Here is a 26,027-nt window from a genome sequence, read left to right as displayed (position 1 = left end):
TAATGATTTGGTACCATTCTGACCTTTGCGAATGATTGTTCCATAGCCGATTTCGACACAAGCATGTCAATTCTAAACCACTGCCGATGAACTCTGAGCCTGATTTTGTTTCTCACCAAACGCATGAGGCGAGACGGTTCTACCTGAACCTTCATCCGTCCGAGACGAGACCGCTGACAGTCGTTTGCGGAGGGGTCGAACGAATGGATGCAGACTATTTGGTGGAGCGAAAAGACTTTCCCTATTACGCCATCGAATGGGTCAGCGAAGGCAAAGGGATGCTGACGATGGGAGGCAAAGACCACGAGCTATCGACGGGCACGCTCTTCGCCTACGGACCCGGAATCTCTCATCGAATTCGCAACATCTCCCCAAGCAATATGCGGAAGTATTACCTCGACCTGGCAGGGTCCGAGGCATGCGAAACGCTCAAGCATTTGGGATTGCTGGAGCAACGTCCCATTTCCGTTGCACGGCCCTATGAGCTTGTCGAGTTATGGAATTTGATTGATCGGGAGGCTAGGGACGCCAGTGATTCCTCCGAAGAGATCTGTGAGTCACTGGTGAGGGTTTTGCTGCAGAAGATTGGGCAACGCAAGCTTTCGTCGAATCGTGGCGATTTCACTGAAGCATTTCACACCTTTGAGTCGGTCCGAAAACTGATGGAAGATCGATTCCTGGAATTCAAGACGGCAGAAGACGTCGCAACAGAAATAGGGATCTCGCCGATCTACCTCTCGCGTCTCTTCAAGCGATTCGCCGGTTCGGGAGCCTACCGATTTCTATTGCGTCTAAGAATGAACTACGCGGCCGAGCTCTTACTCGAACAGGGTTTGAAAGTACGTGCTGTGGCAGAACGACTTGACTACGCGGATGCATTCCAGTTTTCTCGCGCCTTCAAACGAGTGTATGGTGTTCCGCCAAGTTCACTCAGTCGAAATTCGATAGGGCGGTAATAGCTGCCTGGCGGCAGAGAACCGTAGTCTAGCGACGCGTCTGGAAGGTCGATTCATACATTGGCATGTGATTGTCGATCCAATTCTTCATGCCGGCGGCGGTGTCGTGCCATTGAGGATCCTGCAACGTCTCGGACCATGCTGCCCCTGCGGCAACCAGTTCACTCAGCAGATCAGGGTTCTGGTCGACAAGGTCAGTGGCCTCACCCTCGTCCGCGACGACATTGTGAATCTGCCACTTCCCGCCCATTTTTCGGTACGCTTTGAGCTCATCTTTGCGGATCGCGACTTCATTGCCTGCTCCGTGATGACGTAACCAATGCATGATTTGACCGGCATGTGGGTTCGTTCCTGATTGAACATTGTCCCAAATGTCTTTTCCATCGAGCACTTTGTCGGCTGGGATCGTCGCGTCAGCAAGTCCCACGAGGGTCGGATAGAGATCCAGTGCAAGCACCGGATGATCGAAGGCGCTGTCCGCGGCGACGTTTCCCGGCCAGTGCATGAACATGGGCACGCGGATGCCTCCTTCATGAGTCGAGCCCTTGTCGTCGCTCAGTGGTGCATTGTTTCCAGCTTGCAGGATCTTGCCGCCGTTATCACTCAGGAACACAATCAGTGTGTTCTTGAGAATCGAATCCTCTTCATTGCCATCTCGGTTTGGGTCTTGCAGGGCCCTCGTGATTTCGCCGATTCCGCGATCGACAGCGTACATCATGGCGACGTAGTTTTGCCGCTTTTCGTAGTCACGAAAATCAATGCCGTTCGCTGGATTGGCGGGCTTGTGGTCAGGATACAAATGCTGCAAATCTTCTGTCTTGCCTTGCAACGGTGAATGCGGAGCGTTGTATGCCAAGTACAAGAAGAACGGATCATTGGACGGCTGCGTGATGAACGACACCGCTTCGTCGGAAAGCATGTCGGTGAGGTAAGCTCCCTCGGGAGACCGGACTTCTTCGCCGTTACGCCGCAGCAGAAACTGGTAATCGTTGATCTTCGGTTCGACTTGATCAGACACCGACGGATAGTAGAGGTGTCCGCCCCCGAGGAAGCCGAAGAAGTGATCAAACCCGCGCGAGTTTGGCTGAAAGGGCTGCGCGTCGCCCAGATGCCACTTGCCGATACAGGCAGTTCGGTAGCCGGAGCTTTGCAGGACGTTGCTGAACAACGTCTCGCTTTCGGGGATACCCTTTTGGTTATAGTCCTCCAGATTCTTGGCGACATCGGGCAGATTCTTTTGGCCACCGAAACCATGTGGCATCCGTCCCGCCATTAAGCCCATTCTGCTCGGCCCACAAAATGGATGGGCCACATACGCCTGCTTAAAGATCGTTCCTGCTTTGGCGAGCCTGTCGATGTTTGGAGTGACGGCGTCCGTTTCTACGCCAAACTGCTTCGCGTTGAAACCGACATCGGCGTAGCCAAGGTCATCGCACACGATCAGCAGAATATTCGACCGCACGGCGTGATCAGCCGCGTTTAGCTGTGGAATGAACGACGCCAGGCAACAGAAGACGACGGCGAGCCGAGTCGGTTGATTCATGCGATTGTCTATTTCGTGGGGATTGGGCGCACGGGAAGTAGCCGGTTTGACGCTGTTTAGGTAAATAGGACTCGTCGCGTCTACCTAACGAGCTTTCAAAAAGATTTTTTTTGTTTTTGCGTTAGATTAGCCCTCCGGTGACTATTCACTATTCAATGAGCCACTCCGATCCACCTTCGTCGTTGAATCCTGAAGAAGATCTCGCCGTTGAAATGGCGAGTATCCAGCCGCGATTGTACGGATTCATTCTCAAACGCTTGGCCGACCGCGAACAGACGCTCGAGGTCCTTCAGCGGACCAACTTGGTGCTCTGTCGAAAGGCGGACGAATTCGAGCGTGGTTCGAGTTTCGCGGCTTGGGCGTTCACGATCGCGAAATTCCAGGTCATGGCCTGGCGGAAATCCGAAGGAGCTGGGCGATTGGTTTTCACCGATCAGGCTGATCAGTTGCTGGATCGATCCGTGGACGAAGAAGTCCAGTCGGTCGATGAACGAATCCCATTGCTCAGGCAGTGTCTGGAGCGACTGAAGGAGCAAGATCGCACACTGATCCATCGGCGCTATCGAGACGGCGAACCGATTGTCGAAATCGCGAAAACGCTAGCCAAATCAGTCGACGCAGTTGGGATGCGACTGTCTCGAATCCGCCGTCAGTTGAGCGACTGCGTGCGAACGAGATTAGAAGTGGAGGGATCGGTATGAATACGCAACCAAACGATTCGATCGACCCGCTCGTCTCTGCGATGCTGGATGGTCATCTATCCGGAGAACAGAGGGTCGCACTGAATCAACGTCTTCAAGAGTCTCCCGACGCGGTCAATCGCTATCACGAGTTACTCGACAACCATGAAGCATTGTGTTCGATCTACCCCGGTGAAGTGTACGCAGAGTCGCTGGATGACGAGTTCGTAAGTCGAAGCGTCAGCGATGGACCTAGTCATCGTCCAGAAACCTGGTTTGGCCCGTCGCTGAAGCGCATGGTGATGTTGCTCGCAATCGCTGCCTCATTACTCATGACCGTCGGATTGGCAGGCTACATCGTTGGCAATGACCGAGGCAAAGATCGCAATAGCGAAGCTGCTGTGGTTGGTAGGCAAGTGGAACAAACGATTGCCGGCCATGCCATGCTTCGGCACTCAGTCGCGTTGCAGTGGACGACTGGCGCCAAGTCCTACCGTGATGGCGATGTCTTACCAGGCGGTAAATTGCAAATCGAATCCGGGATCGCCGAAATCGACTTTTTTTGCGGAGCCACTTTAACAATCGAAGGTCCGGCCGTGCTGGATGTTCAATCCGACTGGTCCGTGAAGGTCGCGTCAGGACGTCTTCGTGCCAACGTACCACCGGCCGCACGCGGATTCATCGTGCAAACCAGTGAAGCTGAAATCATCGACTTAGGTACTGAGTTCGCGCTTGATGTCGGAGCAGAGAGTTCGCGGGTCGAAGTCATTGATGGCGAGGTCGCGCTTAGAGGCGGAGTGCATGACGGCGTTCATCTGACAACTGGTCAACACCAGTGGCTGGGCCAGCAGCGGGCAGCTTCCGGCGGCGACAAGATCAGCGGTTTTGCTGACTTGGAGAGTCGGCGCGAAGACGCCGAGGCGGAACGCTTTTCCAAGTGGCAAGCATTCTCGCAAAAGCATCAACGAGACAAGCGATTGATCGCTTACTACAAAATCGCCGACATGCCACCTGGACGAACGGTACCCAATGCCGCGCTGAGCGGCGTTGGGAAAGAGGCGACGTTGGTGGGCCCGGTTCAGCGGTCGACCGGTCGATTCGGCCAGCCATCAACGGGTTTGGAATTCGACCGGATTGGCGCACGTGCTCGAACCAGAATCGACGGCGAGTTCAAAGCATTCACTTTCTCCACATGGGTTCGCATCGATAGTCTTGATCATGTCTACAACGCTCTATTCATGAGCGATGGCTACGAGACCGGCGAATTGCATTGGCAGATTCGCGATGACGGTTCGTTGATGTTTTCGGTCATGATCGACGACACGCAAGAGATGCATCATTTCAGCGAGCGGGATGGCAGTTTGGTCAAGGCCGCTGGCTTGGCGAAGGTCTACTACACGCCGCCGGTCTGGGATATTTCAAAGAGCGGTCGTTGGTTCCACCTTGTCGCGGTTTACGATCCAGCGGGGCATCGAGTGACGCAGTACGTCAACGGCGAACTCGTGAGCAACGAACCGATTAATGACAAGTTCACCATCGAAAACTTGAAGATTGGTCCCGCCGAAATCGGCAACTGGGGGCAGCCTTTCCGTAAAACCCCGTGGTTCTCCGTTCGCAATTTGAACGGAACGATCGACGAAATGACGATCTACAACGCCGCTCTCGAGCAAGATGAAATTCACAACCTTTACGAGCAGGGAAAACCACTTGGATACTGAACCATTGCTGATTGCGGGAGTGCCACGTACGCATCCACCGCAGTTGATTTTACGAGCTGTCTTTTGCGTTTGTCTTTTCGTTCCAGTCGTTGGTTCTGCTGATCAGCCGCAGCCGTTTGGCGATGTCGCGGACGTCAGCACTTCGAAGTGGAGCTTTGTCGACGGACAATCTGATGAGTTCAATGGCGACACCGTTGATCTCGATAAATGGAACATCGACACAAAAGACTTTGGGCCATGGAGTTGGGAGCCCCGCAATGTGTCTCAAAAAAGCGGCTCATTGCATTTGCAGATGGTTGCTGAAGACCATCAACGCCGCGGACAACAACTTCACTACAGTTCGGGTATGGCTCGAAACGACAAGACGATCACGTATGGTTACTTTGAAGCCCGCATCAAAGGTTGTTCGCGGTATCCCGGTGCTTGCCCTTCTTTTTGGCTCTACAGTATCGGTCCTGAAAATCGCTACAAAGCTAGCGATGGCGAGATCGTGGCTTACTCAGAAATCGACGTCGTTGAGTTGCAACAGAGCGAATACGACTTCGAGAAAAAAGAGCACTTTCCCGTAACCCATATCGACTGCAATCTGCACACCGTCCTGATGAAAGACGGCAAGCGGGTTTGGAGTCGACCAAACAATGAACCGGAACTCTGCAAAACCCATTTCGATTCACCGTGGGATCCGCGAGAGGACTATCACGTCTATGCAGTGAAAAATACACCTGAGGAAATCATCTGGTACATCGACGGCGAAGAAGTCGGCCGCAAACCCAACCTCTATTGGCACCTGCCGATGCACATCACGCTTTCGATGGGCCTTCGCTTTCCGTTCGTCACCTACAAAGATGGCGAGATGGCTCCCGTCAGCGACAAGACAACGACAGACGGCTTCCCGACTCACATGGCCGTCGACTACGTGCGGGTTTGGCGTTTGGCGGCATCGCCGAAATCTATGACGGCTGGCAATGTGGATTGGACGAAGGCCGAATATCTCGAAAAAGAAAAAGCGAAGTGGGATGCGAATGGTTGGGCATGGAATCAAGCCAAGGTGGAGTCCAACTTTATAGAGATTGACAAGAACCAAGACGGCATTGCCTCTGGACTTGAGCGAAAGAATTGGTTCGCCAAGAAGAACTAAATCGCGATCAGTGTTTAAGCCTCCAACAAGTCCCCAAAGACAATGACGAAAATGCGGTATCTGACCTTTTTGTTACTCTCCTGCCTGTCACTTCTCGGCAATTCGGCAGAGAAACCAAACATCCTTTTCATTGCCGTCGATGATCTGCGTCCAGAGCTTGGTTGCTATGGTTCGCCGATCGCCGTCACACCTCATTTGGATGCGTTGGCCAGCGACGGGTTACTGTTCAATCGAGCGTATTGTCAGCAAGCGATTTGCCGTCCATCGCGAGCGAGTTTATTGACGGGAGCTCGTCCAGAGACGACTGGACTTTTCCACAACTACGTATCGCTTCGGGAGCTTCAACCTGACATCGTTACGTTGCCACAGCACTTCATTGCCGGCGGCTACGAAACGGTTTACTGCGGCAAGATCTTTCACGACGGCGACACGGACGAAGGCGTTTCGTGGAGTCGCGATCCGGTGAAGTGGATCAAAGGTCTCAAGCCGCCGGGCGGGACGTTTCGCCTGCCCGAGAACCAGCGCATCCAAGCCGAGGATCGGGAAGCGATGATTGCCAAGTACGGCGAAGCTGCCAAACGCGGATTGGCAAGCGGTCCGGCTTATGAAAAAGCCGATGTGCCGGACACCGCTTACATCGACGGTTACAACACAGCCAAGGCCATCGCCACATTGAAACAACTTGTGGCCGACAACAACAAGCCGTTCTTCCTGGCGATGGGTTACAAACTTCCGCATCTAAATTGGTGTGCTCCCGCGAAGTACTGGGACCTGTACGATCCAGCAGACATTCCGATGGCAAGCGAAACAGAGGCCCCCACAGACGGCGCCGCGATGGGCTTGCACGCTTCGTTTGAACTTCGCACCCGTGCGGGAATTCCCAAGTCGGGACCACTTGGGGCGGAGTTATCTCGAACCTTAAAGCACGCCTACCTAGCCAGCACCAGTTACGTCGACTCACAAATCGGAAAACTAATCGCGGCGTTGGAAGAAGCCGGTATTCGCGACAACACGATCATCGTCGTTTGGGGCGATCACGGTTGGCACCTTGGCGACATGGGCGTCTGGGGAAAAGCGACCAACTACGAAATTGCAACGCGTGTGCCACTCATGATTTGGACGCCAACGATGAAAACTCGTGGAGCCAAGACCGATGCTTTGGTCGAGTTGGTCGATATCTATCCAACGCTTTGTGAGTTAGTTGGTTTGTCCAAGCCCGAACACTTGGAAGGCCATAGCTTTGCACTGCTACTGGATGATCCAAATCAAACTTGGAAGAAAGCCGCGTTTAGCCAGTACCCCAATCCAGCACTTCGCGAATGGGCCGCGAACCCGCTGTCGCCAGCGATGCGAGAAACTTGGTTTGGTCCGCTGATCGGTGAAGTGGAAAGCCGTATCAAATCACAGATGGGCGAGCGATGGGATCGTGAATTGTTTGAGCAACACCTGACTGGCTTCACCATGCGAACGGATCGTTACCGGTTGGTGCTTTGGAAGGATCGACGAGATATGGACGCGGACCCACTCTTTGTCGAGCTATTCGATCACGAAACCGATCCGAGAGAAACGCGAAATGTCGCAGCGGACCATCTTGAGTTGGTACAGCAGCTCATTGCCCAACACACCGCCGGCTGGGAGGCAGCAAAATGACGCGATTCTTATTTCTACTAACAGTCACATTCGGCAGCCTCGGCTTAATCTCGTCGCAAGCGGCTGAAATTGACTTCGAGAATGACGTCCTGCCGATACTGGAAAACAATTGTCTGCATTGTCACGGCGAGGACGAACAAGAATCCGGTCTTCGACTAGATCGTCGTGGCTACATGCTTCGCGGCGGCGATTCGGGACTCGCAGCCTTGGTGCCGGGCAAGCCGGACAAAAGCTATTTGATCGAAGTCATCAGCCATGTCGATCCAAACATGGCGATGCCGCCCGATGAGGACAAGCTTCCCGCCGAAGAAATTGAACTGGTAACACGATGGATCAAAGAGGGAGCGATTTGGCCCGGCCAAATGGACGATCGCGCTGAACAAGAAATTGACCATTGGGCATTCCTGCCTCGCCGAACTGAATTCAAACACGATTCGATCGACGACTTCCTCAGCGAGAAACTCGTGGCGGCCGGACTTGGTTTCTCGGAACCGGCCGATCCGCGTTCGCTAATTCGGCGCGTATCGATCGTTTTGACCGGTCTCGCGCCGACACCTCAGCGCACCGAGGAATTCATTGAGGCGTTCGAGAGAGACGCAGACGTCGCCTACCGATCGCTTGTCGACGAACTGCTTGGGTCACCGCATTTTGGTGAGCGTTGGGCACAGCACTGGCTGGACGTGATCCGCTGGGCCGAGACGAATGGCAGCGAGAGTAATCTGTATCGTAAGAACGCTTGGATGTATCGTGACTACGTGGTCAATTCGTTCAACGAAGACAAATCGTACGATCAGTTCATTCGCGAGCAGCTCGCGGGCGACACGATGAACGCTGGCCCAGCAACCGGTTTTCTCGTTTCGGGTCCGCATGTTCCATCCGCGACCGTGGGGGCCGAACCATCTGCTCGTCGCCAAGCCCGGGCCGATCGGATGGACGAGATTCTACAGACGGTTGGTGCATCCGTGATGGGTATGACCGTCGGGTGTGCCCGTTGCCACAACCACAAGTTCGATCCAATCTCGATTTCCGACTACTACTCGATGACGGCGGTGTTTCAGGACGTCGAGTTTGGAAGTCGCTATCCGGAATTGCCAAACGATGATCCGCGTGTGCATCGCGAAAGCGAGCTGCGTGCGGAATTAGAGCATTTGCGCGGTCAAATGCGAGCGGAGGGTTGGGCATGGATCGAAGACTGGAAGGGCTTTCAAGAAGTCCACTTCCCCAGCCGTACGATCGATTCGCTTCGTATTGCCTTCACCGGACGCTTTGTGCTGATGGACGAAGTCGAGATCTTGCAAGACGATCCAAGAGAGCAGGACGGGCTGCGGAATGTCGCACTTCCATCCTTGGGCGTGACGGTTTCGGAAAACCCAGCGACGAAGAACGAAGGCATGAGCGCCGAGAATTTGGTCAATCAGGTTTACGGCGCCAAAGAATTCAAAGCCAACTCCCCCAAAGATTCGCCGGAGAAACCGTGGGTCACATTTCATTTTCCTGAGCCGACACAGATCAGCCGCCTTCGCCTCAGTTCAAACCGCGAAGATTTTCTAGAAACCGACTACATCAACGGCTTGCATAACATCCAATACGGCGACTTTCGCTTGGAGGTCGAAGACGAATCGGGGAAATGGCAACCGTTCGCCACCACTTCGGCGATGAAGCAGAAATCGAGTGAGGACCAGCAACGGAAGGCAATCCAACAAAAGATTGATGAGATCATCGCGGTGATGATCGAAGAGGGACCTCAGCCCGCGTTTGTGGCCCGCTTTGTTGAACCGGTCGAAACGTTTGTGTTCGCTCGTGGCAGTCCCGAAAGTCCGCGCGATCCTGTTTTCGCATCGGCTCCATCGCGTTTCAACGGAGACCTCGGAATCGAGCCGGACAGCCCGGGTGCGCAGCGGCGTAAAGCATTCGCCGAATGATTGGTCGACTCAAACAATCCGTTGACGGCGCGTGTGATGGCGAACCGAACGTGGCACCACATTTTCGGAAGTGGCATCGTGGCGACGCCCAGCGACTTCGGACTGGCCGGTGCCTCGCCGACTCATCCCGAGCTACTTGATTGGTTGGCCGATCAATTCATCGCGTCCGATTACTCGGTCAAGGACATGATTCGTATGATGGTGATGTCCCGAGGATTCCGCCAATCGGCAGCTCCAAATGAAGTCGGCTTGGCGAAAGACTCATCCGCACAACTGTTGTGGCGATTTCCGCCGCGACGTGTTGAGGCCGAAGTGATCCGCGACAACGTCCTGTTGGCATCAGGCCATCTGGACACAAGTATTGGCGGTTCCAGCTATCGCATTCACGATGTCAAGCAGCGATACGCGCAGTGGGAAGTTGTCGACAATTTCTCGAAACCAACGTGGCGACGAATGTTGTATCAAGAACGCATGCGACGTGTATCTACATCCAACGCCAACGATTTCGTCAGCACGTTGTAAACGAAGTACTCACCCACCTTCGATTGCACCGGCAAGATCTCGCCGTTCGCATCAAGCTCGACTCGCAACGCATCGACGGCGCGGCGACTGAAGGCAGGCAACATGCCCACGCGCGGGTAGTCGTTGTACGGCTCGACCCCTCCAACCACTCTTTGGGGAACCCAAACTTTCGCCAGCGAAACGGGCCTCCAATCGAACTCGCCGTGGAGTTCAGGATCAAAATCGCGTGCAATCGACTCGCGACCGATCAGTGACGGAGCGTCCTCGGGGAACTCAAAGCCACTGAATCGCGGATCGTCCGCGAAATAGGTCAATTCGTAAACGTTCATGGTCATCATTTTCCATTATCAATCGCAACAAATGCTTGCAGAGACTCGGTTAGGTCAACAAAGCTCCCATCTGTGTTCCGCGTCAATAGCTGAGCATAAGAATTCATCCGTACCGTGTCGAAGCACGATTTTAACTTCGGCGCGCTTGGAAGCCCAGAACTCTCAGAAGACTCAGACGTTCAGAACAATCCGTAGTAGATGAGATGGTTCCAGCACCTAGGCGGTTTGATGTTCCACTGCTTCGCGAACGAACTCAGCTGCGTCATCAACCAAGCCGAGCGTGATTTCACCGGTGCTCATTTCGAGAACTGCCCTCGAGAGGATCTTGGGCAACACGATCCGTTTGGCGTCTTCGTTTAGCTGGCTCCAAGCCGCGGCGATGACTTGGACTTCTTTTGCGTAGTCTTTGGTCGGCTGGTTCAATAACCCGCAAATGAGCGTCTCGATTTCGTAGCATTGCACGTTCACGCCAGGGCACGGTGGCCGACCGCCGGCCGTTGATTGGCAACTGTAGTACGGATATCGAATCGAGCCCTTAGGCAGATCGCAATTCCAAAATTTCTCCGCAGCAAGATTTGTTTCGACCGCTTTTCGGTGGAAAGCCTATGACAATCAAATCCCTTGGACTCTCGGGGGCAAATGATCCGGAACGGTGCAGTCGCATTTTGGTCGAGATTCTCAGTTCCTGGCCGTAGATTAAGGCAAGCGATAGCTCGAATAACGACGGAGCAAAAGTGCGACTATTTCGTTCGGTGCTGAATGGCTTCGTTTGCTTCACGGATCTGTTCACGCTCTGCCCAGGCCAGCAAATAATCTCGTTCGAGGGCAGCGTAACGGTAAATCCATTGATTCGGATGGCTCAACAATGACGTCAGCCGCTCGGCCTCATCCTTGAGTTGCGGCGACAGAGGTCCATTCCAAACTCCTGAACTGTTCTTTCCTGCGTGGAGTTCGGCCACAATTTCGTCACTGCCATAGGAAATCAGGAACTCGTCCAGTACCTCGGGCACGTTCATCGATGTTCCCGCTTGATAAGGAGGTGGCATGTGCCGTGCGATCATCTTCACTTCATTGGTTGTTTTGCCGTCACACCAATCAAGCACCACGCGTTTTGGAAGAGCGCTAAGAAGCGAATCGCAGTTGTGGACACGGAGGTACATCCCAGAGTCACCGGCCAACGCCCTTCCGAAACAGTCCATCACTTCAACGGGGTAACCTTCTGCCAACTCTTCGAGACTGGTAAGTGACTTCCGACACAAGGTAGGGTCGTCAGAACCGAGTGCCTCCTCAAACAGCTTAAAGCACTCCAAATCGCCTCTTTGAATAAGCCTCGAACCAATCTGGCACCATTCTCCAACGGAGTGACGATCCAGTTGGGGCAATGCTTTTTGCAAGGTCTCACGAGCGATCACCCGAAACGCAGGCGAAGCGAGAATATCTTGCTCAGCCTCTCCGTGGCGATTTGCCATGATGAGGTGATGAATTAATCGCACCATCCAGTTTGCCTCGCGATCAAATCTCGCGTCGTCGCACGCGAATGATTCGAGCAACCGCAAGCTCGCCTCGGGGGGCAGAGGCTGACCGCCAAAGTTGTAGGCCAATCGCACAACGTCGACAGAGGACAGCTCATCATTCTCGATCGAGGTAAGGATCCTCGAAAACAAATCCATTTTGTTTCCGATGACCTCGACCAATCCCATCGTATGTCGTGGTGAACTCGCAAATTCCTTCTCAACGTATTGCCTCTCATTTTCTCGGGATTGTGGAGACCACACGTCCGGAACGGGACGGCCCGCGTAGAAGGGAGGAGGAACCGGACCACCTCCGGTGCGACCGATCATGGCATCGATTGCAAGTTCACAAAGTCCCAGTGACATTGGGCTGTCAAATCGCCGCTTTAGAACTGTCAACCTTTCATCGAACGGCAACGAAGTATTGGAAAAGTAGATCTGCCAAAGCGTCGCCCAGATCTTTGTCGCGTTGTTTCCGATGTGGTCCTCAGTTTCGGTCGATGCGAGTTTGAAGAGCGCTCTTTCCGCATCGAGAAAGAACTCTGGAAAGAGTGCCATCTTTTCAAACATCCAAACAAGATGCCGTCGTGGCCCCCACGAGCCGCTTCCTAATTGCGTGCCGATCTTGCCGATGTCTTCGGCGGAGCTGTTTTCAACGAGGTCGGCGATCCGATGGACGTATCTGGACGGATCCAACTTTACGATCGAGACCATAAATTCGACGACATCGGCGTCAAGCAAATCGTCAATTGAAAGCGTGACCATCAATCCGCGAAAGTAATCCGCGACCCGTGCCGCGACCTCCTTGCCACCGTAGTGTTCGACGCGACGTTTGAATTGTTCAAGCATTGGTGGTGGTAGAGTCCTCACAAAGCTATCCAAATCATTCTCCGCGAAGGCACGCCATCCTCGACGAAACATCTCAGGTGCGATCAACTCTGGGGTGACGTACCAGAATTGTCCCTGTTGAGTTACGAAGCCGGTTCGATTTCGAATCTTCTCAACGCGACGCTCAATTTCTCGAATGGGTGTAGAGGTCAAGTCAGACAGACTTTCCAACTCGCCTCGGAATTCATCTCGGAAGCCGACTCGCGAAAACAAGGCGATCGCACCGACCAGGTCGCAATCCACATCGTCATCCAAATAGTGATCCACCCACTGACTGACAGATTGAATCGTCTGCGTCAGGTCGCTCAGATTGAGGCCCGATTCGTTCCGACAAATCAGGGCAGCGAAACGAATGTATCCGTCGGAAAGGATGACGATACGTTCACGGGTTTCTTCCGGTACTTCCGGAAAGTTTGTGCGGAGGATTGCATTGGTCGTCTCCGGTGGCAACTTGTCGAGCCATGCTTCCGGCTGATTAGCACCGCCGCCCGTCAGTCGCTCAAAGTGCTCGATCGCAATGATTCGAATACGATGCGAGCTTGCCGCCGCGAGCCCTTGAAGCAAGCGAACTGAAGCCGGACTGCACTCGTCGAGAAACTGCAACAAACCATCAAACGCATGCGGGAAAAGGGGAAGTGACGATGACGTTGGACCTGCTGGCACAGGGATTTGACGTGCCCGAATTGACGCTTACGGAGATAGCGGCTGAGGCTGATGCGGTGCTGGATCGGTACGAGCGGTTGGTGCGGATGCCGACGGTCGCGCCGATCGAAGTCGAAGACATTGCGACGAGCTTGCTGGAATTGGAATTCGAGTTCGTTGACCTGCAATCGCGGTTTGCCGACCGCATTCACGGTGCGACGTGGCTGCGTCGCGGGCTGATTATGTTCGATCACGAAATCAACCCTGACGTGTGGCCATTGATGCTGCCGCGGTTCAATTTCACATTTGGGCACGAACTTGGTCACTGGATTTTGCATCGTCATTACTTTGTCGACCACGATGGCAATCCGATGTTGTTCGGCGATGAGGCAATGCCGGAAGTGATTCATCGATCCGATGGTCGTCGATCACAGATTGAGCGGCAGGCCGATGCGTTTGCGGCGTGCTTGTTGATGCCCAAACGGCTGATGCTGGCGGCATGGAGAGAGCTGACTGGCGGCGACGAGCCAGTCAGCGAAGTAGAAATTCAACGGCGAGTTCCGAACGTTGACTCGAATCGGATTTCGTTTGTTGATGGGGACGATGCTGGCTCGGTGGATCCGGTTCGGCTGCGTCGCGAGACGTTTTGCGATCCGTTGGCGGCTAAGTTCGCTGTGTCCCCTGAGGCGATGCGGATCCAGTTGGAAACGATGGGTTTATTCGTGGAGTGAGTGACTCCGAGAGGGTTAGTACGTTCCTGCGTTGGGAGCGTTTTTTTCGGCTAGAGATGAAGTATGTACTTTAGACCAAAGATTGGGAGGTTTATGTTCGATGACAAGCAGTTTTAATCCGCGGACGGTTCTGCGGCAGACGTCTAACGGGTTGTTGGCGGAGATGTTTTCAGTGCTGGAAATTCCGATTCGGTTGAATTGGTCGGAATTGGCGAAGACGGATGTGGACACGATATTTGCGGCGTATCTGGCATTAGACGACGGGTACCGGCAACAGGCCGAATTGATGCTGCACGATCTTCATTCGATGGTGAACGAGGAATCGCAGATGGTGATTTTTCGGCAGTGTCATCGTGCCGGCGAGCACGTGTTTTTGAACGAACTGGAACGTTGCGAAAGCCGTTACGATGTGGCTTTGTTGACTCGGATCTACACCGATGATCTTCAAGGACTCGAACGACTAACGGGTGAATGCCGGTTCGCCACGCTCGCCGCCCACTGCGGAATCGCCCCGGTCAGTATCCCCAACTCGCGAACGGTCACTTGGAAGCCTTCCATGCCGATCGGATTGGCACCGACGATCTATCATCCGATCAAGCGACTCTTCACCGCTCCCGAGCCGTGGATGCAGCCCGAAGAGATCGCGTCTCTCGAATTGCTGCTGGATCCGATGATGCACGTCCTCGAGTTTGGCAGCGGCCGTTCGACGTTCTGGCTCGCTCATCGCGTTGCCAAAGTTACCACGATCGAACACAACGCCCGCTGGTTGGAACGAACTAAACCATTTCCGCCCAACGTCGAAGTCCGATTCGAACCGCCAGCGTGGCCGGTTCGCTCGCACGCATCCTTCCCCCGGAGTCGGCCGATGAAACTGAGTGACATCACGTTTTGCATCAAGACCATTCATCGACCCTGGTCCTGCCATCGCTTGGTCGAGTCGTTGTGCAAACACATTGCCGAGCCCAACAACAACATCATCGTCGTCGATGATGGACAGCCCGAACGCCGCTTCCTTCCCGCGTATCCTGAGACCGCCGCGAAGTGCCAAGTCATTCACCCGCCACAAGTCGATGTTGGAGTCGGAGTCGGCCGCAACATCTCGGTGGATGCGGTTACCACCGAGTTCATGTTCTTGCTTGACGATGATCACGTCGTCACGCCGAACCTCAACCTAGACAAGCTCATTGATCGGTTCAGCAAACTCGACATCGACATCCTTGGTGTCCGGCAAGGGGCCGGCGGCCGGCCGACAATGCTCTCGCCGCTGATGAACGGCAAACGGATCTGAATGCATCGCGGTGAGATCAAACGCAACGGCTACGTCGCCTGGTGCCACATGTCATCCAACGCGTTCCTCGCCCGAACCGCAACGATCCGCAACCTCCGTTGGGACGAGGAAATCAAAACCTTCGAGCACTGGGAGTTCTTCTATCGAGCCAAACTCGCGGAATTGAAAGTGGCCGTCGCTGGCGATTGTTTCATTCGCCACGCCCACGTCGCGTCCAAAGATTATCGCGACCTCCGCAAGCGATCCCAATACCGATCCATGGGACTACGCAAACACGGTTTTCATTCAATGCGTTATCCCGGCGGAGGTGTGGTTCGTGCGTGATCAAGTGACTTTCTGTATCAAGACCATCCATCGGCCTCAGTGTTGTGCTGCACTCGTTCGCAGCATTCACGAACATTATGGCAGCGATCGCCCGTTGATCCATGTCCTCGATGACGGCCAACCCGAGCTACGCTTCTCGGCAAATTGCCCTGCCGAAGCCGCGATGGTCGACCAAATTATCGAGACCGAATTCGACATCGGGCTCTCCGCCGGCCGCAACCGCTTGCTCGATGCCGGCGACACACCGATTGTCGTCTTCGCCGACGACGACCACATGGTTACCGAGCAAACGCGATTGCCCGAACTAGTCCGCAAGCTCAACGCCCGGCATGACCTCGATCTGCTCGCCGCGTTATCGAATCATCAAGAGCGGCCCAAGCTCATGAAGGTCGACGGCAAACGACTGCGGATTCCTCACGGTCACTACCGCCGCCAAGGCTCGCTCCGCTGGTGCCACTACGTCGGCAACTGCTTCGTTGCCTATCGCGACATCCTACAAGCGATCCGCTGGGATGAATCGCTCAAAGTCGAAGAGCACTGGGACTTCTTCTGGCGGTGCAAGATCGCCGGCGTCAACGTCGCCTGCGATATCTCTCACTCGTTCAAGCACGAACACATCGACCCACCCGGCTACCGACGGCGGCGTCCCGAGTTCCAGAAAGCCGCCCTCCGCAAACACGGAATCGAACGAGTCATCTGGCGCTAGAGCCAACCAATCAACTCATCCACCCAACCATCGATCCATTCAGTCACGAAGCCCTCGCCTTAAGAAAAATTTTCTCGTTGACACGAAATGGAGTTCTCACATGCACGCGTTCACGCGATGGATTGCAACGTCGATGTTCTTGTTCTTTGTTTGCACCGAATGTTCCGGCCAAACCTATCCCGATGGCACGTTGGTGATGTCCCGTCTGAAAGGACGCTTCGGCAACTTCCTCTCGCGAGTAACCGGAACGCATTAGACGCACACCGCGATCGTGATTGACGGCAAGGTTTGCGAATCGACATTCCCAAGAGCCAAATGCTCACCGATCAACCGTTATGCAGCCGGCAAGCCGTGGATCGTCCGCTACGTTCCACCAAGCGAACCACTCACACCTGCCCAAGTGCAAGGCATCCGCGACTACGCGAACCAAAACGTGGGGCGACGTTATGGATTGAAGCAATTCTTCAATCCCAACTCACATCCCGACGGACGCATCTACTGCAGCCAATTCGTCCACGGAGCCCTCACGTCAGCCGGAATCCCACTCCCCGCAAAATCCTGGCACACCCCCGACCGACTTCTTCACGCATCGCCGATTCACCAATGAATTCGCCAGGTAGTCAACATTCGGCCGAGTCACACGGGACAAGAAAGCCTAGATGATGGGCGGCGTGGATCCACATGAATTGTCGCCACTCGTCATGGGATAATCCGTCAACGAAAGGATAGTCATCCAAACTGCCATCAAACAGTTCGGCCTTTCTAATTGTCGCAATGCACTGCTCGATAACCACTGAATCTTCAGCCACATCGCCAGCAGTCGGACGCAAGCTCGGCAACGTCGGAACGCTGGGCATGGACCGAGTTTTCAGGACGCGGCGAGTCATCCAATTGCCGACGGTTCGACGAAGAAGCCAGGGAATGCGAAACCCGAAACCATTCATCTCGCCTTCCATCGTCTTAGTGAGATGCTCACACATCTGAGTCAGGTTCCAACGTTTCAACCTGGAATAGCCGTCGAGTCTCAATCTCTCGATCTCACCGATCACGTCGTCGGCCGTTTGGAAATCAAGTTTTCGCTTTGGAACGCTCATCGTTGCCTCTTTGGGACTGTGTGATCCGAATTCTTGCCGATGGAACCGAATGAGAAAAGGCACCGACCAATGAATGACCGTTTGCCGCTTCCCGCGTTGGAATACCACCTGGCCCACGGCTGCAACCTCTCGTGCCAACAATGCAGCCACTACTCGAATCATCATCTCGCCGGAGCAATGCCAACCGTCGAGCAAGCTGACGCGGATTACTCGCTCTGGTCCCATCGCCTGCGGCCCAAGCGTTTCGCCCTGCTCGGTGGCGAACCGCTGCTCAACCCAAACGTCATCCAGCACATTCTGCTCGCGCGACAGCACTGGCCCGACAGCAACCTGATGCTCGTCACTAACGGCTTCTTCCTGCATCGCTTCCCTAGCTTGCCTGAGGTGCTGATCGAGACCGACTGCCGACTCGAAGTCAGCCAACACGGGGCGCACGACGAATACGTCAAACGATTGCGTGAAGTAAAGCAACTCGTTTGGCGATGGCGAGAACAACATCCCGGCATCCAAATCAAGATCCGCCAATCGCACCGTGGTTGGATGCGGCAATACCGAGTCGTCGACGGCAAGCCCATGCCGTTCGATTCCAAACCCATCGCCGCCTACCGAGTCTGTCTGCAAAAAACATGCACTCAGCTTCATCTCGGAATGCTGTGGAAGTGCCCCGCCTTGGCTTACTTCGCCCAGCTCGAATCCAAGCTATGGCTCCATGATCTGCCCCAGTGGCAACTCTTCCGCGACTACCAAGCCTGCCCGCCGGCCTCCAGCGACGACGAAGTCCGCCAGTTCTTGCAAACCAAGTCGATCCCCCAGTGCGGACTCTGCCCCTCGCGCCGCACCAAGTTCGTTCATCCTAATCCACTGCAACGGAATGCCCTACGATGACACCGCAAGGTTTTTACGACCCCGACCTGCCACCATCACCTTTCGTCCCGCCATTCGATCCACCGGGAAGCCAATCGCACTACATCCCCGAGGGCAGCTCCACCGACGACGACAGCGACGAAGGTGATGATTCAACTACCGCCAGTTCCAGCGACGACTACGGCCCAAGACCTGATTGGTGGCCCGAAGATTGGCCTTGGCCGCCCGAACCCGAAGATCCCGTCGTCATCGAATCCCCGCCACCGCTGCACACGTGGCCGCAACTGCCGCCTGACCATCCGTACTACGTTCCGACCGGTTATTCCGCTCCGGACAACCTGCCGCCGGGTCATCCCGGCGAGTACTACCCTCACATGCCACCGTATCCGATCGTCCACCCGGCACCGGATGAACCCGAAGGCTCGACTGGAGACGATAGCTTCACGGGTCAGTGACGCTTTTTGCTCTTCCAAGTCCCGCCGTACTGGTAGTGCGGATTCCCCGGTTTGACTCTGGCGAGACAGACCGGGCAGACGAAAATCCAATTACCGTCTTCCTCGACGCGAACACGATAGAGAACGTCATTGGTTTCATGGCAACGACTGCAAGACTTCGTCCTGACTCGTTTGATCTTCGCCAACGCGGTTATCCTCGCTGAGACGGAGCTCGAAATTGTCGTAGTTCGTCGCCATTTTCGGTTTTCGCAAACTTGGCCTCGTGCTTGGTTACTCGCCCATGGGTTCTCTTCCGCCACAGCTTGAAAGAACTGGACTTCATCTCTCGACGCATCAACTTAATGACGTCGCCTGGGGACAACCCGAACTGGTCCTGGATGGCGTCAAAGCTGGTGCGATCTTCCCAGGCCATCATGATGACACGGTCGATGTCGCCTCTCGAAAGTCCCGACTGGCACTCGCCCATCCAACATTCTCCTGCAAACTTCGAAATCCGAACGATTTTCCTAATGGCAGGATTGGCGGCCGTCAATGGCGGCATGGGCGTTGCTAGCCGTGTGCCTACAATAACTCAGTCGAGAAAGTTCAACACGATGGAGTTGGGACGGATGAAACGAACAATGATCTATATCACGGGATTCCTCGGAGTTGCTTTGGTTGGCACCGTCGCCGTTGCGATGGCCACTCGAGCGGGGTACGAGTCGGCCGAGTACAAAGTGATCGAGTCCGACGGCAGTTTTGAAGTCCGCGAGTATCCGGACTTGATGCTGGTGGCGACCGATTCGAAGATGGACTCGCAGGGCCGCGACGGCAGTTTCATGCGACTGTTCCAATACATCAGCGGAGCGAATGAGGCCGAGCAGAAGATCGCAATGACGACGCCGGTGTTCATGGAAGGTGAAATCGGCAAGTCAGATGTCTCGATGGGTTTTGTGATGCCCAAAGAAGTTGCCGCAGAAGGCGCTCCTGATCCGAAAGGTGAGGGCGTGAAGCTACGTGAGCGAAAGGGCGGTCGCTTCGCGGTGATTCGCTTTCCCGGCAAGCTCGACTCGAAGCTGGCGAAGGAGAAGGAAGCCGAACTGCGAGCATGGATGAAGAGTCGCGAACTGGAAGGAGAGGAGTCGGCCGAGGCGGCTGGCTACGATCCGCCGTTCACTCCAGCAGCACTTCGCCGCAATGAGATCCTGATCCGACTAAAAGCGTCGTCGAAGGAAACGGAGAACGGCAAGTCGGAAGCCGACAGCGAAACGGCGAAAGACTCGTGAGCGGCCAAGAGAGCAACGACTGGCAGGTGGAAGTCTTCTACGATGGCGAGTGCCCGCTTTGCTTGCGCGAAATCAAACTGCTCCGTCGTTTTGATCGAAAGCATCAAATCCGTTTCACCGACATTGCCGATCCTTCATTCAGCCCGTCAAGCTTCGGGATGACCATGAAAGACTTCATGGATGAGATTCAAGGTCGGCTATCAGTAAAGCCAACGATATGATCATCTTCTGTAGCCACGTAAGCGAAGCGATCAGCGAACCGAGTTCGCCATGTTTCGAGATCGATCGACGGTGAAGCCCAGGCCTCAATTTGGTCAGGTGTGTAGTCGCGGGAATTGACTCGATGAACGCAATCCCGGAACAATGCCAGACACATTTCAGCATATTCTGGTCGAAACGGTCTCAGGTGTAATGGTGCGGTATTTCCCATCACTCGACCCAGCATTTCTTATGGTTCAATGATTCGCAGCATTTGCGGGCACGATCATCGCTGCGAGCCGGTCGGACTTCGATTGCATCGGTATTCATCGCGGGTGTCAATCTTTCGACGAGTCGTTCATAATGCGCTTCAATAGATTCAGATTCTACCGAGATGCCGAAGACATATGAGTGACCTCCGTCAAGTACAGTTCGACAATCTCGAAACGGCCGTCGATGACGCTCGACAATTGCTCGCCAGCGGCTACGTCCGGCACGGAAACTGGTCGCTCGGACAGATCTGTCGGCACTTGGTTTTGGTGCAAGATTACGCGATCGGTGGCTATCCGGCTTGGATGTCGCTCTTTGCTCCACTACGACCATTGATGCGATGGCTGTTGTTGCCGAAGTTGCTGAGCGCTGATTCTCCTCGTGGATTTCGAACCTCCTCAATCTTCCAGCCACCGGACGACTTGGAAGATGCAACCGAAGTGGAAGCATTCGCGGCAAGTGTTGGCCGTCTCCTGGATCACTCCGGCAGCTTCGCTCCTCACCCGGGATTCGGCCGATTGCCGCCTGGGAAGATCCTGGAAATCCACACAGCACATGCTGCTCACCATCTCAGGCATCTCCGCTCGCAAGATGAGCCTTCTTGATTAGCCATTTGAGAAAATCTCGCAACGTGCGAGTACAAAAGCATCGACGAATCGTTTGACTTTCGTGCGAGAGATGGCAACGTTTTTCTTGCCGTCGTGAAGCAATCTCGCCACCTAGCGAGTCTAGTTTTGCGAAAGCGAGATTTTTGGCGAACCATCTGGCCGCGAGAGAGTCTATCTCTACGAACACACAAGTCACATTCATAGACAAGCGAGTAACGAGCTTTCTGATGTTAACGAATATTCAATCCAGTCGACTCGAACAGATATACGAAGGCAATGCGTTCGGCGCTCCTGTCCATAGTGACAGTCCGTTGAATCGGAATTTTGCCCTGGCGTATCCGCGTCTGATGTGACACTCGCTTTCATTAGCGAACGACTTCTTCATGAAGGCTCGGTGTCACTCAGGCATCGAGCCTTTTTTCGTTCGTTAGCGGATTAGCCGTTAGCGAGTTAGCAACTAGCCAGAGATGCAAAAGCTAAACGCTAAATCGCTAAATGCTAACAAGCTATGACGGGCTGGTAGCTGAGACGGTCTAGCGGCGGTCTGAAGAACCGCAGACGAGGATTCGAGCGCCTCCCGGCCCACTGAGAGATAGCTGTTAGCCGTTCGCGATTAGCTGTTAGCAGTGACAGGAAAGCTAAAGGCAAATCGCTAAAAGCTAACTGCTACTGAGGTAGTCGAGGGCTGGTTGTCCAGGCCTTGCTGATAACGAGGTTGTGCCGAGTTCGATCCTCGGGGCTACCACTTTGGAAGTTTGAAGAGAGAAGGGTGAAGAGTGAAATGCCAGGAGCGAAAGTGATTTCCAACTTCACATTTCACTCTTCAAACTTCAATGGACGGTCGCGGGTTCAATTCCCGCCACGCCGATTAAGAGAGACTTGAGTTCCGAGTGATGAGTCCTGAGATCGAACACTCATGACTCGCAGCTCGAGACTCGCAACTGATTTTGGGATTGTGGCAGACAAGGTAATGCATCGGACTCTTAATCCGAGCGATGTGAGTTCGATTCTCACCGATCCCACTTAAAGATAGCGATTAGCTATTAGCCGTTAGCGATTAGCTCCAACACTGGAAAGCTAATTGCTAGATGCTAACCGCTAATAGCTATTTCGATCTTTGACAATTTGGTAGTGATGCATTTTTGCGCCCATGATGTAGCGGTAGCCTGCTGCCTTGCCATGGCGGAAGTGTGGGTTCAACTCCCACTGGGCGCTCTGCAGATTCACGTGTCCTTGGCCGAGCGGCAAAGGTCCCGGACTTCCAATCCGGCTAGGTGGGTTCGACTCCCGCAGGACACTCTTTGATTGGTTTTGAAAATACTCTCTCCGGCGCGTAGTCGCGACGTGAGCCTTTGAAGCTCGCAGGTCGGGTTCAATTCCCGGACGGAGTGCTTTGCAAGTTTGATGTACGCCGGAGTAGCAGTTGCTGGTCGCTGCACCCGATTCTGGCAGTGTTTACCGCCGAGGGGGTCGTCCATTGGTTCGATTCCAATCTCCGGTGTTGTTTAAATCAGTAATCCATGGGGGAGCCGCTGGTGGCTCGGACTGACTGTTAATCAGTTTGCCGCTGGTTCGATTCCAGCCTATGGAGCTGTGGCCGTCCTGTATTGGTTTCAGGAACTTCGCTGTGAACGAAGTCCATATCGGTTCAATTCCGATCGGTCACCCTGTGAACATTTTCGGTGGCAAGTTCCTCTGGGAAGGAAGCTTGATTGTCTATCAAGTCGCTGCGGGTTCGACTCCCGTTGCCATCGCTTTCTAGATCGCCGCATTCGACTACTGGCTAGGTCGGTTGCTTCTCAGGTAACAGGAAGGAGATCGAAACTCCTATGCGGTACTTCGATAGTCCGTAGGTAATAGTCTTTAGTCTGTAGGTCGGAATGATTTCTACGGACTAAGGACTACAGGCTATCAACTATTTTGGCGTGGTAGATTCTGTTGGCAGAATCGTCTGGTTTTCAACCAGGAGTCCGCGGGTTCGATTCCCGTTCACGTCATTGGCGTAGCAGGTTAGCAATTAGCTGTTTAGCGGATTAGGAAATCGCCCTAGTTCGTATCTAACAAGCTAAATCGCTAACAGCTAACTCGCTAGCTCTCGGAAGTCACCCGGCCGGATGAGGACACTGTCTTGAAAACAGCTGCGGCTAATCACCGTTGTGGGTTCGAGTCCCACGGCTTCCGCTAATTCGACCAATTCCTGGGAGCGTTTCCACACGGGAGACTGTAAATCTTCTGCCTTTAATTGTGTGGCGGTCGGCGAGAGGTTCGATTCCTTGCGTTCCCACTTGTTTGAAAAGACACACACGTCTCTGGTGTAACGGTAGCACTGCTGATTCCAAACCAGTTAGTCAGGGTTCAAATCCTTGGGGACGTGCTTTTTTAGGTCCTGTGGTCCAACGGCGACGACACCTGTTTTACACGCAGGAAACGATGGTTCGATTCCATCCGGGACTACTGCCAGCGTCGCGGTGACGCTGCCCCGCAACTTACCACGGAGAACGACGATGTCCAGAAATGTGAAGTACGTGCAGTGTGCGATGAGACGCCGCATCACTGGCGGATCAGTGCAAACGACATCGTACATCCCGCAAGAGTTTGCGAAGGTCGGCCGCGTGCTGAGGCTCCGAGACGACAAGGTCGGTTGGGTCGATGGCTGGGTGGTCGAGTGCGTCGGCGATCTGATCGTCGAAGACGACCAGCTTCCTGATTCGCACAAAGCGATCAAGAACCATCGCAAGTCGACGGGGGACAGTTCTCCGAGGCTACATGCGTAGCACGTTGGCAGCCGTTGGGAAGGACGCGGTCGGTCGCGTCCTTCCCAACGGCACCAGCAATCAACGCCTAGATACGCCAACCGGCAGAGCGGCGAGCCCATTGGGCAATGAACTCAGTAACCCGAGTGTTTGCAGGTTCGACTCCTGCTCTGGGCATCAACAGAAGTCTGAAGAGTGAAGGGTGAAGTTTGAAACATCCGACGCGAACCATTTTCACTCTTCACTCTTAACATTTCTAACTTCATTAATGGGGCGCTCGTCCAACGGGAAGACGTCTGTTTTGCACGCAGAAAATCGGGGTTCGATTCCCCGGTGCTCCACTTTACGCAAACGCTGAGGTAGGCCAACGGCGAGCCGCTTGTCTTAGGAACAAGTGCTTGCGGGTTCGACTCCCGCCCTCAGCACTGCTTGAGACGTGAGCAGTGAGTCTTGAGTCGCGAAAGGATTCTCAGGACTCATTGCTCATGACTCACAACTCCCTCGATGCGGGTGAGCCAGGCTCATCCGGGCCTCATAAGCCTGGACCGTCGGGTGCGACCCCCGAACCCGCTACTGAAAGAGCTGTTAGCAAATGGCTTTTAGCTGTTAGCCCAGACTAAAGAAGCAAATCGCTAAACGCCAATAGCTAATCGCTTCTTCAACGATCGCGTGGTCCAGCGGCTAAGACGCCTGCGTGACAAGCAGGAGACCGATGGTTCGATTCCATCCGTGATCACTTAAATGACAAGGTCTGTAAGTGTTGCGGCAGCACGCGTCTGTGGTATGGACGAAGACCGGGTTCAATTCCCGGACGGACCTTTAATGAAAACAAATGGGCTGGCATGTTCCAAGGAGGCGACTGACTTTTGCAAAGTCGGTGGAAGGGTTCGATTCCCTTTCGGTCCATTCAATTTCTTGTTTACGGAAGGCAGCCGGATACGGTTTGCCGGGCCGCACTGCTAACGCGTGCCACCTTCGGGTGATGAGGGTTCGACTCCCTCGCCTTCCGCTTTTGATTGGCGAATTAGTCGCTAGCGAACTAGCGACTAGCAAGACACTGAATGCTAAAGGCTAAAAAGCTAAATGCTAACCCGCTAGTCCTGGCTCGATGGTGAAACGGAAATCATCTCTGGCTTCTAACCAGAAGTTCCGGGTTCGATTCCTGGTCGGGCTACTGATGCGACAATCCAAGCCGATGTGGCTCGATGCAGAAAGGCACCGCTCTTGTAAAGCGGCTCATGCTGGTGCGAACCCAGTCGTCGGCTCTTGTGACTATGAATGAAGAAAACAACCAAATGACTCGCGGGTGTGCCGGAGAGCATGACAGTCTTCGAAACTGTCGGACCAGGTTCGATTCCTGGGCGGGTTACTCAAAATGTTCTCGGAGTGTGCCGGATTCGCACGCGACTTTGCGAAGGTCGTAGACCAGGTTCAATTCCTGGCGAGAGCACTTAACACGACGCCACGATGAAAGGAGGCCGATGATGAAGAACGACAATGACAACGCATTGGCCCACGGTGCTGGTGCCGGATTGCTCGCAGTGCTGGGAATGTTCGGTCGATGTGCCGACGATGTTGCCCGAATCGGAGTCAACAGCGTCGACGACGTCGGACGAGCTTGCATTAGAAGCACTGACGACATCGGCTCGCTGATGTCTCGAAGCGGCGACGACCTGCTGCGTCCAATAGACGATTTCCACACGGCGAACTACATCGACGATTTGCGGTTCGAGCCATCGACCCCGCGCATCGTTCTGAACGAGAGTGACGAAGGCGTCTCAATCACGCCACACGTCGTCAAGGAAGTCACTGAGGTAACGTTCAAGATCATTGATCTGAACGATAGCGAAAAGGACAAGTAACACGGTCGCCGCCTACCCGGCGGTGACTCATGACGCTGGAGCCAGATGGCCAGGCAACCGGCTGCAACCCGGTCGAAGTGGGTTCGACTCCCACCGGCGTTTCTGACTGA

Annotated in this window: 27 protein-coding genes and 20 tRNA genes; 41 read left to right on the top strand and 6 right to left on the bottom strand. The window is 54.3% G+C overall.

All coding sequences use genetic code 11. The annotated features are described in order from the left end of the window. The first annotated feature begins 203 nt into the window (after positions 1–203). Positions 204–956, top strand: a complete 753-nt coding sequence (locus Pla100_RS24635; RefSeq protein ID WP_315853495.1) for an AraC family transcriptional regulator — start codon at positions 204–206, stop codon at positions 954–956. A gap of 28 nt (positions 957–984) precedes the next feature. On the opposite strand, the gene Pla100_RS24630 is transcribed toward Pla100_RS24635, so the two are convergent. Beyond that, entirely contained in the window at positions 985–2,499 is a 1,515-nt protein-coding gene (locus Pla100_RS24630) for a sulfatase-like hydrolase/transferase (RefSeq protein ID WP_146581145.1), read from the bottom strand. 155 nt (positions 2,500–2,654) lie between these two features. On the opposite strand from Pla100_RS24630, the gene Pla100_RS24625 reads away from it, so the two are divergent. Genes Pla100_RS24625 through Pla100_RS24600 form a run of 6 tightly spaced genes read left to right on the top strand, consistent with a single transcriptional unit; the run spans position 2,655 to position 10,129 of the window. Further along, entirely contained in the window at positions 2,655–3,200 is a 546-nt protein-coding gene (locus Pla100_RS24625; protein ID WP_146581143.1) for a sigma-70 family RNA polymerase sigma factor, read from the top strand. After that, on the top strand, positions 3,197–4,897 hold the full coding sequence (locus Pla100_RS24620) for a LamG-like jellyroll fold domain-containing protein (RefSeq protein ID WP_231603529.1): 1,701 nt from the start codon (positions 3,197–3,199) through the stop codon (positions 4,895–4,897). The genes Pla100_RS24625 and Pla100_RS24620 overlap by 4 nt, the downstream gene beginning before the upstream one ends. Then, positions 4,887–6,035 carry a kappa-carrageenase gene (locus Pla100_RS24615; protein ID WP_231603527.1) on the top strand — a complete coding sequence of 383 codons (1,149 nt, stop codon included), beginning with the start codon at positions 4,887–4,889 and terminating at the stop codon, positions 6,033–6,035. Before Pla100_RS24620 ends, Pla100_RS24615 begins: the two co-directional genes overlap by 11 nt. 51 nt (positions 6,036–6,086) lie before the next feature. After that, a complete protein-coding gene (locus tag Pla100_RS24610) occupies positions 6,087–7,685 on the top strand; it encodes a sulfatase (RefSeq protein ID WP_146581139.1) in 1,599 nt (532 codons plus the stop codon). Continuing rightward, positions 7,682–9,607, top strand: a complete 1,926-nt coding sequence (locus Pla100_RS24605) for a DUF1549 domain-containing protein (protein ID WP_146581136.1) — start codon at positions 7,682–7,684, stop codon at positions 9,605–9,607. The genes Pla100_RS24610 and Pla100_RS24605 overlap by 4 nt, the downstream gene beginning before the upstream one ends. Further along, positions 9,608–10,129: a DUF1553 domain-containing protein gene (locus Pla100_RS24600; RefSeq protein ID WP_197168201.1), complete on the top strand. Its 522-nt coding sequence runs from the start codon at positions 9,608–9,610 to the stop codon at positions 10,127–10,129. On the opposite strand, the gene Pla100_RS24595 is transcribed toward Pla100_RS24600, so the two are convergent. From Pla100_RS24595 to Pla100_RS24585, 3 genes are all read right to left on the bottom strand, one after another. Next, positions 10,069–10,458 carry a hypothetical protein gene (locus Pla100_RS24595; RefSeq protein ID WP_146581132.1) on the bottom strand — a complete coding sequence of 130 codons (390 nt, stop codon included), beginning with the start codon at positions 10,456–10,458 and terminating at the stop codon, positions 10,069–10,071. The genes Pla100_RS24600 and Pla100_RS24595 overlap by 61 nt on opposite strands. 216 nt (positions 10,459–10,674) lie before the next feature. After that, complete coding sequence (locus Pla100_RS24590; RefSeq protein WP_146581130.1) at positions 10,675–10,926, bottom strand: hypothetical protein; 252 nt, start codon at positions 10,924–10,926, stop codon at positions 10,675–10,677. Positions 10,927–11,198: 272 nt separating this feature from the next. Next, positions 11,199–13,460, bottom strand: a complete 2,262-nt coding sequence (locus tag Pla100_RS24585; RefSeq protein ID WP_146581128.1) for a hypothetical protein — start codon at positions 13,458–13,460, stop codon at positions 11,199–11,201. A 38-nt stretch (positions 13,461–13,498) separates the two neighbouring features. Between Pla100_RS24585 and Pla100_RS24580 the strand changes: the two genes are divergently transcribed. The 6 genes from Pla100_RS24580 (at position 13,499) to Pla100_RS24565 (ending at position 17,155) form a co-directional block, all read left to right on the top strand. Then, the gene (locus tag Pla100_RS24580) at positions 13,499–14,230 is read left to right on the top strand and encodes an ImmA/IrrE family metallo-endopeptidase (protein WP_146581126.1); all 732 of its coding nucleotides are present in this window, start codon (positions 13,499–13,501) and stop codon (positions 14,228–14,230) included. Positions 14,231–14,330: 100 nt separating this feature from the next. Further along, positions 14,331–15,518 carry a glycosyltransferase gene (locus Pla100_RS31895; protein ID WP_231603526.1) on the top strand — a complete coding sequence of 396 codons (1,188 nt, stop codon included), beginning with the start codon at positions 14,331–14,333 and terminating at the stop codon, positions 15,516–15,518. Further along, positions 15,519–15,842, top strand: coding sequence for a glycosyltransferase family 2 protein (locus Pla100_RS31890; RefSeq protein WP_231603523.1), 324 nt, complete (start codon positions 15,519–15,521; stop codon positions 15,840–15,842). Next, positions 15,835–16,548, top strand: a complete 714-nt coding sequence (locus tag Pla100_RS24570) for a glycosyltransferase family A protein (protein ID WP_146581124.1) — start codon at positions 15,835–15,837, stop codon at positions 16,546–16,548. The genes Pla100_RS31890 and Pla100_RS24570 overlap by 8 nt, the downstream gene beginning before the upstream one ends. 100 nt (positions 16,549–16,648) lie before the next feature. Beyond that, entirely contained in the window at positions 16,649–16,804 is a 156-nt protein-coding gene (locus Pla100_RS31145) for a hypothetical protein (protein WP_197168199.1), read from the top strand. Between the two features lie 15 nt (positions 16,805–16,819). Next, a complete protein-coding gene (locus tag Pla100_RS24565; RefSeq protein WP_197168198.1) occupies positions 16,820–17,155 on the top strand; it encodes a C40 family peptidase in 336 nt (111 codons plus the stop codon). Between the two features lie 13 nt (positions 17,156–17,168). On the opposite strand, the gene Pla100_RS24560 is transcribed toward Pla100_RS24565, so the two are convergent. Further along, positions 17,169–17,642 carry a DUF1569 domain-containing protein gene (locus Pla100_RS24560; RefSeq protein ID WP_146581120.1) on the bottom strand — a complete coding sequence of 158 codons (474 nt, stop codon included), beginning with the start codon at positions 17,640–17,642 and terminating at the stop codon, positions 17,169–17,171. Positions 17,643–17,711: 69 nt separating this feature from the next. On the opposite strand from Pla100_RS24560, the gene Pla100_RS24555 reads away from it, so the two are divergent. Further along, a complete protein-coding gene (locus tag Pla100_RS24555) occupies positions 17,712–18,527 on the top strand; it encodes a radical SAM protein (RefSeq protein WP_231603522.1) in 816 nt (271 codons plus the stop codon). Further along, complete coding sequence (locus Pla100_RS24550) at positions 18,524–18,961, top strand: hypothetical protein (RefSeq protein WP_146581116.1); 438 nt, start codon at positions 18,524–18,526, stop codon at positions 18,959–18,961. Before Pla100_RS24555 ends, Pla100_RS24550 begins: the two co-directional genes overlap by 4 nt. 190 nt (positions 18,962–19,151) lie before the next feature. On the opposite strand, the gene Pla100_RS24540 is transcribed toward Pla100_RS24550, so the two are convergent. Then, entirely contained in the window at positions 19,152–19,376 is a 225-nt protein-coding gene (locus Pla100_RS24540; RefSeq protein ID WP_261344824.1) for a TIGR03643 family protein, read from the bottom strand. A gap of 13 nt (positions 19,377–19,389) precedes the next feature. On the opposite strand from Pla100_RS24540, the gene Pla100_RS24535 reads away from it, so the two are divergent. The 26 genes from Pla100_RS24535 (at position 19,390) to Pla100_RS31105 (ending at position 26,019) form a co-directional block, all read left to right on the top strand. Then, complete coding sequence (locus tag Pla100_RS24535; protein ID WP_231603520.1) at positions 19,390–20,226, top strand: SOUL family heme-binding protein; 837 nt, start codon at positions 19,390–19,392, stop codon at positions 20,224–20,226. Further along, positions 20,223–20,447, top strand: a complete 225-nt coding sequence (locus tag Pla100_RS24530) for a thiol-disulfide oxidoreductase DCC family protein (RefSeq protein WP_146581110.1) — start codon at positions 20,223–20,225, stop codon at positions 20,445–20,447. The genes Pla100_RS24535 and Pla100_RS24530 overlap by 4 nt, the downstream gene beginning before the upstream one ends. A gap of 384 nt (positions 20,448–20,831) precedes the next feature. Further along, a complete protein-coding gene (locus Pla100_RS24525; RefSeq protein ID WP_146581109.1) occupies positions 20,832–21,299 on the top strand; it encodes a DUF1569 domain-containing protein in 468 nt (155 codons plus the stop codon). Between the two features lie 230 nt (positions 21,300–21,529). After that, positions 21,530–21,655, top strand: coding sequence for a hypothetical protein (locus Pla100_RS32230; protein WP_261344823.1), 126 nt, complete (start codon positions 21,530–21,532; stop codon positions 21,653–21,655). 160 nt (positions 21,656–21,815) lie between these two features. Next, positions 21,816–21,887 (top strand) — tRNA-Phe (locus Pla100_RS24520). Positions 21,888–22,251: 364 nt separating this feature from the next. Continuing rightward, positions 22,252–22,324, top strand: a tRNA-Lys gene (locus Pla100_RS24515). A gap of 122 nt (positions 22,325–22,446) precedes the next feature. Further along, positions 22,447–22,517: transfer RNA gene (locus Pla100_RS24510), tRNA-Gly, on the top strand. A gap of 12 nt (positions 22,518–22,529) precedes the next feature. Beyond that, positions 22,530–22,601, top strand: a tRNA-Gly gene (locus Pla100_RS24505). Between the two features lie 111 nt (positions 22,602–22,712). After that, positions 22,713–22,803, top strand: a tRNA-OTHER gene (locus Pla100_RS31140). Positions 22,804–22,819: 16 nt separating this feature from the next. Further along, positions 22,820–22,893 (top strand) — tRNA-Asn (locus Pla100_RS31135). Positions 22,894–22,983: 90 nt separating this feature from the next. Continuing rightward, positions 22,984–23,056: transfer RNA gene (locus Pla100_RS31130), tRNA-Asp, on the top strand. A 168-nt stretch (positions 23,057–23,224) separates the two neighbouring features. Further along, positions 23,225–23,299: transfer RNA gene (locus Pla100_RS24500), tRNA-Glu, on the top strand. Between the two features lie 100 nt (positions 23,300–23,399). Beyond that, positions 23,400–23,483, top strand: a tRNA-Ser gene (locus tag Pla100_RS31125). A gap of 122 nt (positions 23,484–23,605) precedes the next feature. Next, positions 23,606–23,676: transfer RNA gene (locus Pla100_RS24495), tRNA-Trp, on the top strand. Between the two features lie 8 nt (positions 23,677–23,684). After that, positions 23,685–23,756 (top strand) — tRNA-Val (locus tag Pla100_RS24490). Between the two features lie 50 nt (positions 23,757–23,806). Next, complete coding sequence (locus tag Pla100_RS24485; protein WP_231603519.1) at positions 23,807–24,076, top strand: hypothetical protein; 270 nt, start codon at positions 23,807–23,809, stop codon at positions 24,074–24,076. Between the two features lie 65 nt (positions 24,077–24,141). Continuing rightward, positions 24,142–24,232 (top strand) — tRNA-His (locus Pla100_RS31120). Between the two features lie 93 nt (positions 24,233–24,325). Further along, positions 24,326–24,396, top strand: a tRNA-Ala gene (locus Pla100_RS24480). A 12-nt stretch (positions 24,397–24,408) separates the two neighbouring features. After that, positions 24,409–24,480 (top strand) — tRNA-Leu (locus tag Pla100_RS24475). A 238-nt stretch (positions 24,481–24,718) separates the two neighbouring features. After that, positions 24,719–24,791, top strand: a tRNA-Val gene (locus Pla100_RS24470). 98 nt (positions 24,792–24,889) lie between these two features. Beyond that, positions 24,890–24,961 (top strand) — tRNA-Ala (locus Pla100_RS31115). Positions 24,962–25,157: 196 nt separating this feature from the next. After that, positions 25,158–25,229: transfer RNA gene (locus Pla100_RS24465), tRNA-Arg, on the top strand. Between the two features lie 17 nt (positions 25,230–25,246). Beyond that, a tRNA-Thr gene (locus tag Pla100_RS24460) sits at positions 25,247–25,320 on the top strand. A gap of 32 nt (positions 25,321–25,352) precedes the next feature. Continuing rightward, positions 25,353–25,424 (top strand) — tRNA-Arg (locus tag Pla100_RS31110). 112 nt (positions 25,425–25,536) lie between these two features. Next, positions 25,537–25,917 (top strand): hypothetical protein, encoded by a 381-nt coding sequence (locus Pla100_RS24455; protein WP_146581107.1) that lies wholly within the window; start codon positions 25,537–25,539, stop codon positions 25,915–25,917. Between the two features lie 31 nt (positions 25,918–25,948). Then, a tRNA-Cys gene (locus tag Pla100_RS31105) sits at positions 25,949–26,019 on the top strand. The last annotated feature ends 8 nt before the right edge of the window (positions 26,020–26,027 follow it).

It is taken from the genome of Neorhodopirellula pilleata (assembly GCF_007859915.1).
Lineage (GTDB): Bacteria > Planctomycetota > Planctomycetia > Pirellulales > Pirellulaceae > Rhodopirellula > Rhodopirellula pilleata.
Note: the sequence above shows the minus strand (reverse complement) of the source record. Positions and strands in the feature narration are given on the sequence as shown.

What these genes read in the sequence shown, in the direction of transcription:
- Pla100_RS24605 (WP_146581136.1), top strand. Translation starts at nt 7,682, where the DNA reads ATGACGCGATTCTTATTTCTACTAACAGTCACATTCGGCAGCCTCGGC.
- Pla100_RS24635 (WP_315853495.1), top strand. Translation starts at nt 204, where the DNA reads ATGGATGCAGACTATTTGGTGGAGCGAAAAGACTTTCCCTATTACGCC.
- Pla100_RS24555 (WP_231603522.1), top strand. Translation starts at nt 17,712, where the DNA reads ATGAATGACCGTTTGCCGCTTCCCGCGTTGGAATACCACCTGGCCCAC.
- Pla100_RS24485 (WP_231603519.1), top strand. Translation starts at nt 23,807, where the DNA reads ATGTCCAGAAATGTGAAGTACGTGCAGTGTGCGATGAGACGCCGCATC.
- Pla100_RS24455 (WP_146581107.1), top strand. Translation starts at nt 25,537, where the DNA reads ATGATGAAGAACGACAATGACAACGCATTGGCCCACGGTGCTGGTGCC.
- Pla100_RS24560 (WP_146581120.1), bottom strand. Translation starts at nt 17,642, where the DNA reads ATGAGCGTTCCAAAGCGAAAACTTGATTTCCAAACGGCCGACGACGTG.
- Pla100_RS31895 (WP_231603526.1), top strand. Translation starts at nt 14,331, where the DNA reads ATGACAAGCAGTTTTAATCCGCGGACGGTTCTGCGGCAGACGTCTAAC.
- Pla100_RS24540 (WP_261344824.1), bottom strand. Translation starts at nt 19,376, where the DNA reads ATGATGGCCTGGGAAGATCGCACCAGCTTTGACGCCATCCAGGACCAG.
- Pla100_RS24625 (WP_146581143.1), top strand. Translation starts at nt 2,655, where the DNA reads ATGAGCCACTCCGATCCACCTTCGTCGTTGAATCCTGAAGAAGATCTC.
- Pla100_RS31890 (WP_231603523.1), top strand. Translation starts at nt 15,519, where the DNA reads ATGCATCGCGGTGAGATCAAACGCAACGGCTACGTCGCCTGGTGCCAC.
- Pla100_RS24580 (WP_146581126.1), top strand. Translation starts at nt 13,499, where the DNA reads ATGACGTTGGACCTGCTGGCACAGGGATTTGACGTGCCCGAATTGACG.
- Pla100_RS24595 (WP_146581132.1), bottom strand. Translation starts at nt 10,458, where the DNA reads ATGAACGTTTACGAATTGACCTATTTCGCGGACGATCCGCGATTCAGT.
- Pla100_RS24525 (WP_146581109.1), top strand. Translation starts at nt 20,832, where the DNA reads ATGAGTGACCTCCGTCAAGTACAGTTCGACAATCTCGAAACGGCCGTC.
- Pla100_RS24620 (WP_231603529.1), top strand. Translation starts at nt 3,197, where the DNA reads ATGAATACGCAACCAAACGATTCGATCGACCCGCTCGTCTCTGCGATG.
- Pla100_RS24610 (WP_146581139.1), top strand. Translation starts at nt 6,087, where the DNA reads ATGCGGTATCTGACCTTTTTGTTACTCTCCTGCCTGTCACTTCTCGGC.
- Pla100_RS24550 (WP_146581116.1), top strand. Translation starts at nt 18,524, where the DNA reads ATGACACCGCAAGGTTTTTACGACCCCGACCTGCCACCATCACCTTTC.
- Pla100_RS31145 (WP_197168199.1), top strand. Translation starts at nt 16,649, where the DNA reads ATGCACGCGTTCACGCGATGGATTGCAACGTCGATGTTCTTGTTCTTT.
- Pla100_RS32230 (WP_261344823.1), top strand. Translation starts at nt 21,530, where the DNA reads ATGTTAACGAATATTCAATCCAGTCGACTCGAACAGATATACGAAGGC.
- Pla100_RS24535 (WP_231603520.1), top strand. Translation starts at nt 19,390, where the DNA reads ATGTCGCCTCTCGAAAGTCCCGACTGGCACTCGCCCATCCAACATTCT.
- Pla100_RS24630 (WP_146581145.1), bottom strand. Translation starts at nt 2,499, where the DNA reads ATGAATCAACCGACTCGGCTCGCCGTCGTCTTCTGTTGCCTGGCGTCG.